At 38.5% G+C, this 4,822-nt stretch carries 5 protein-coding genes and 1 pseudogene; 3 read left to right on the top strand and 3 right to left on the bottom strand.

Annotated features, from left to right (window positions below; translation table 11 throughout):
• Positions 1 to 1,778: pseudogene (locus F6K49_RS35400) on the bottom strand (hypothetical protein); the annotation flags it as partial.
• A 132-nt stretch (positions 1,779 to 1,910) separates the two neighbouring features.
• Positions 1,911 to 2,357, bottom strand: a complete 447-nt coding sequence (locus tag F6K49_RS35395; protein ID WP_293104305.1) for a hypothetical protein — start codon at positions 2,355 to 2,357, stop codon at positions 1,911 to 1,913.
• Between the two features lie 506 nt (positions 2,358 to 2,863).
• Here F6K49_RS35395 and F6K49_RS35390 point away from each other — a divergent pair.
• Together F6K49_RS35390 and F6K49_RS35385 are read left to right on the top strand one after the other, a co-directional pair.
• On the top strand, positions 2,864 to 3,169 hold the full coding sequence (locus tag F6K49_RS35390; RefSeq protein WP_293104302.1) for a hypothetical protein: 306 nt from the start codon (positions 2,864 to 2,866) through the stop codon (positions 3,167 to 3,169).
• A gap of 18 nt (positions 3,170 to 3,187) precedes the next feature.
• Entirely contained in the window at positions 3,188 to 3,451 is a 264-nt protein-coding gene (locus F6K49_RS35385; RefSeq protein ID WP_293104299.1) for a hypothetical protein, read from the top strand.
• A gap of 134 nt (positions 3,452 to 3,585) precedes the next feature.
• On the opposite strand, the gene F6K49_RS35380 is transcribed toward F6K49_RS35385, so the two are convergent.
• Complete coding sequence (locus tag F6K49_RS35380; RefSeq protein ID WP_293104296.1) at positions 3,586 to 3,729, bottom strand: hypothetical protein; 144 nt, start codon at positions 3,727 to 3,729, stop codon at positions 3,586 to 3,588.
• Positions 3,730 to 3,888: 159 nt separating this feature from the next.
• Between F6K49_RS35380 and F6K49_RS35375 the strand changes: the two genes are divergently transcribed.
• Positions 3,889 to 4,017 carry a hypothetical protein gene (locus tag F6K49_RS35375; RefSeq protein WP_293104293.1) on the top strand — a complete coding sequence of 43 codons (129 nt, stop codon included), beginning with the start codon at positions 3,889 to 3,891 and terminating at the stop codon, positions 4,015 to 4,017.
• Positions 4,018 to 4,822 lie beyond the last annotated feature (805 nt).

Here is a 4,822-nt window from a genome sequence, read left to right as displayed (position 1 = left end):
TCTCTGAATGCAGGAGCATTGATAACCTTAGCTTTTAGGGTTGGATTATTTTTTATTTCTTCAGCAGCCCTGGCTACAACTGTTAACTTCTCAATCTCAGTACTAATTGGATTAGTCTGGGATAGTTGGTTTATAATTTGCTTAATTTTAGCTGCTGCTTCGGCTAGGTTTTTATCAGCTTTCTCGTAGTTATTTTGATTAGCATAGCTTTGCTGACTACTAACAGACTCATCTATTTCGACATAGCTACAACCAACATAGTTACCAACGTTAAAGTTGGCATTATACTGGTCATATTTAGTAGTTTGTTTATCTACCATTGTTTCAATAATTTCTATCAATCTAGTATTGTCTTTACGTATATATTCTATTTGTTCATTATAAAATTCTGTTTGTTCATATAAAAGCTTTATTTCTTGATCTTTTGCCAAAATTCTCTCTTCTTTTTTTTTATGTTCATTCTCCAGCTTTAGCTCTTTATTTCGAAAATATACACTATGCTTTATGAAATCTTTTTCATTCTTACCAATTTCTGAGGAACGCTTCTGTAGCCAATCTTTGGCAATATCCAGTCGTTGACCCCGCAGCAAAATATCTTCATCCTGTTTAGCCTCCTTCCACTGATATATCTCAACTCTCAACCACTCTTGCCAAATACGAAACTTGCGGTCAGTTTCCATCCACCGCTGTAGTTTACCCCAATTCTGAATTAGTACCTCATGGACAACCTCCACTGTTTCTTGACCAGAGGCATTTTTACCCGTCACTACCAGTCGCTGATCAGCCAGCTTTGTCACCAAATCCCATTTATCTGCACCCAACTCCTGCTTTGTTGCTAATCGTCGTGTATCGTTTGTTCCTCGACCAGGACGTACTAACTGAACAAATATCTGCTTTACTTTTTCTTGTTCCCCTAATTTAAATTCACTAAATTTTCGATCTGCATAGTTGGTTAAAGCACCTGAAACTTCACCTATTTCTTCATAGGCTTGGTGAGTTAATTGTTTATTAATATTTTTTTTCCAAAGTTCAGTTAATGCAAATTCTAATAATGGTAAATTTCCCGGTTCTTTATCAACAGCCTTGAGAAGGCATTTCACCAGTCCGCTTTCAAAACTAACTCCTAATTTTTGAGCAGGCTTTTCAATTACATCTCTAAGTTCCTCTGGGTTCATGGAACGGATCTGAACATTGTACTTGCGCCAGACATCTGCTAAAGGAGAATAGGATAAGGCATGACCCATAAAATCGATTCTCATTGTGGCAACTAATACCGTTGATAAAGAGGATTGCCCAGAGTTTGATTGAAATGTATTTACGAGTGTATCTAGAAATTGGCGACAGATTTGCCTATCCATAGATGGGTTGTAGAGTTCTTCAAATTGGTCTACTATCAATAAAATTCTCTGGTTAGGATGATTCGAGTGAATTGTTGCAAAGACATCTGACAATAGAACTGTACGATTTTTAAAATATCCCGCTAATTTACGAGCTTGAGCCATATGATCTGTTTCATCCTGGTTGGGTACATAGAGCGGAACCAAGGCTCGAGCCAAAGCCAGAAATGGTTCAGTTCCAGGACGAAAGTGAGTAAACAACCAATTTCCTTCTTTTGCTAATTTTGGTGCTAATCCAGCTAAAACAAGAGATGATTTACCACTGCCCGATACACCTAAGACGGGAATAAAGTTACGGGTTTGAGTCGCTTGAAAAAGTTCTTCTATAAAAACGTCACGCCCAAAGAAATATTCCGCTTCATTGGGACTGAAGTGGAACAAGCCTTGATAAGGGCATGGCAGGTTGTCACTAGCTGTAGATTGATGTAAATTTTCGGGAGTAGTGCTGCTCTGTTTTTGGTAAAAGTAATTGGTAATTTGGATTTGGTTAACCTGCTCCCCAGGCGACTTCAGCTAATTTTGAGGAGGAGTATTGTAGGTAAAGTTGAAAGTATTATTATCACCAGCAATGACTGGACCTTGATTTTTATTGTTGGAATTTACATTACCACCAGAAACCGTATTATGATTTACCTCACCACCAGATACTTCCCAATTTTTCCCTTGCCCTTGGTTTAAATTATCGATTTCTCTTGCTAATGCTTCAATTTCCTGGGCAAATTGAGAATCTGCTCTCATCGCCTCTGGCAAATAGTCAGATACAACTTTTAGCTCAGTCTTTGACTCTGGTTCGGCACCTAGCAAAGCTACTTCAGCCCTCGGATTACCCCTTAACTTATCAATAATCTTCTCGCGCAGGGGCTGAGCTTTTTCTATGGCTGCCTCAGTGACCTTTTCTACTGTAGTTTCCGCAGCTTTGGTACCGATAAAGGCTAGGGCGGCAATGACTAGAGGTTCCATATCTGAGTAACTAGGGCAGATTTACTAAGGTATCCATGAGTACTACAGTCAAAGTTATTGTTTTTCCGGATTAATTCTAGATCATATTAGAGTTGATGCCTAGGTCTTACCCTAGGGCACCTCTGTGTTTAGTGTGCGGATGAGGTTGTCACTATCCCAGCGGAGGTGTCCTGAATGTCATTCTGCTACGGTCACGCTGCGCAATTGACCTTAGCCAAAGGCCTCAGCTTCCGCGCTTGTGCGATTGGCCGTAGGCCACGCCAAAGGCGATCGCAGCCATCGGGTTGAGTGGTAACCGGTAGGACTGCACTAGTTGGGTAATGGTGAAAGCTACAATACTTCCTAAGGTCACACTACAGGATTATCCCTAGGAGACGCTATGCGATCGCAATAAAATGGATAGTTCCTGTCGGGCATTACTACTATGGTATGCTCAACATACACTACCCGTGACAAATAATGAGATTATTAATTTAAATTAATACTTATACAATTGGCAATTAATAATGATATTATCATTCGATAAAATAAAATTTAAAATTAACGATATTTTTTCAGTTTTTGGCAAGATAATTACTGAAAAAATAGGAGTTTTAATGGTAACAACTATGATTGGTTTAGTTGCTTTTTCAGCTGACAAAATTGTTGAGCAGATTAAATTTGCAGCTAATCGAGCTGATCAACAAATTTCAAATTATAATGAGCTGGCAACTGACCTTTCTGATTACATATTTTTTACAGAATTAGTGGTTAAATTCTATAGCAAAGGATGGACTAGAAAATCATCACTTAAGAAAGTCGTAGAACCATAGAATAACGCCATTATACAATTGCGCAAACGAGAGTATGTTAATTTAGCTTTGGTTCATAGATTATGGGGGAAAAAATTAGCAAATGATTTTACAGAAATAATGAGTTTAGTCAAGCAGATCGACGATTTAATTCATGAACTTAATACCGAAGCAGTAGCTGTCGTGAGTGGAAAACAAGAAACAGCAAACCTGGCAGTTACCAAACCAATAACAGATAATATAAAACCTTTAGTTAAGGATTTAGAATCAAAAATACGTTTATTTTTAATAAAACTTTACTAAGCTATACTTGAATAGGTTAATCGTCAATAGGTTAATAGTCTCTTTTTAAGCAAAAAGTCCATACTCGGTAATACTGGCAGTGGTATCGGTTCTTGGGATGTGAAGTTGGAGGAATGTTCCCAAGTAAAATATACTTATTCTTTATTAATGACATCAATATTAATGACATCAATAGCACGGTCAAAATACACTCTTGAATGAGTAGCTAATATTCTGGCAGCTACAGATTTACCATAGCTGGTGAGGTATACCTGAGTCTTATAATATAGGGGTTTCATTCCTGAATCTGTACCTCACGGGAGCTAGAAACGCTGTATCAGGGAGTATGGATGATAGCAATCCTAATAGGTTGTGGTAATTTTTAGAAACGTGATCCTTGTTATACCTGGGTTTCAAGCCGCTCACTTGTCACAAATCATTTAGGATTGCTATATACCTTGAGAAGTGTTCAAACAGGGGACAGCGGGGGTAAACGGTTGCCCTACCTTGGTATAGGAGTAGGTAAGTTCAGGAAAAGTGCGATCGCCCTTTGGTCACGCTACGCGATGAAGCTTCGCTTCCGCTAAAAGCGATCGCAGCCATCGGGTGAAGTGGTAACCAGTAGGACTGTACTAGTTGGGTAATTCTGTATATGGTAGATGGTTGTGCAGTAAGCGGGTTACAAACACGATTCTCCGCAGGGGACGCTACGCGATTGACCTTTGGGCGTAATGCTAGAGTAACTACCATGAAGTACCCAAACAAGGACTGTCTAAGTAATTGAGAAGTTACTAAAATAAGTCAGATTGAGATGTCCGAGTCTCAATCTGACCATTAAGTAGAAATTGGTTTAGGTATTGTATTTGCCGTCCAATCCTTAACCTAATCTACACTATCCAGTCGTTTTTTGGATGAGATTGATGATGGTTACACAAATCAAGAAGCTGAATCAGACCGAGAAAAAGAATCGTATCAAGAGTGGAGTCATTGTAGAAGGCACGGGAGCGCAGCGAGGTTCTACAGGTATGCACCTTGGTAAGACAACTAACCCAATCAGAAGCATCCTAATGGTACCTTGGGTTTCAAACTGTGAGAACACCACCTGCTCAGTAATAGGCGGATAATGTTTTAAATTACGTAATGTTAATCATTTTTGAGATTGCTTAATTGCTTTATACCCTGGATTTCTTCTGAATTGGGAGATTTAGGGGATAATTACGTAAATCCGGAAAAAAAACAATGATCTAAATCACATGCAACTATTGATCTAAATCACAGATAACCAATAAAAATAATTAAAATAAAGTCAGATTGAGATGTCCGAGTCTCAATCTGACCATTAAGTAGAAATTGGTTTAGGTATTGTATTTGCCGTCCAATCCTTAACCTAAA

This window comes from Moorena sp. SIO3I6, from assembly GCF_010672095.1.
The sequence above is the reverse complement of the archived record's forward strand: the minus strand, read 5'-3'. Positions and strand labels throughout refer to the sequence as shown.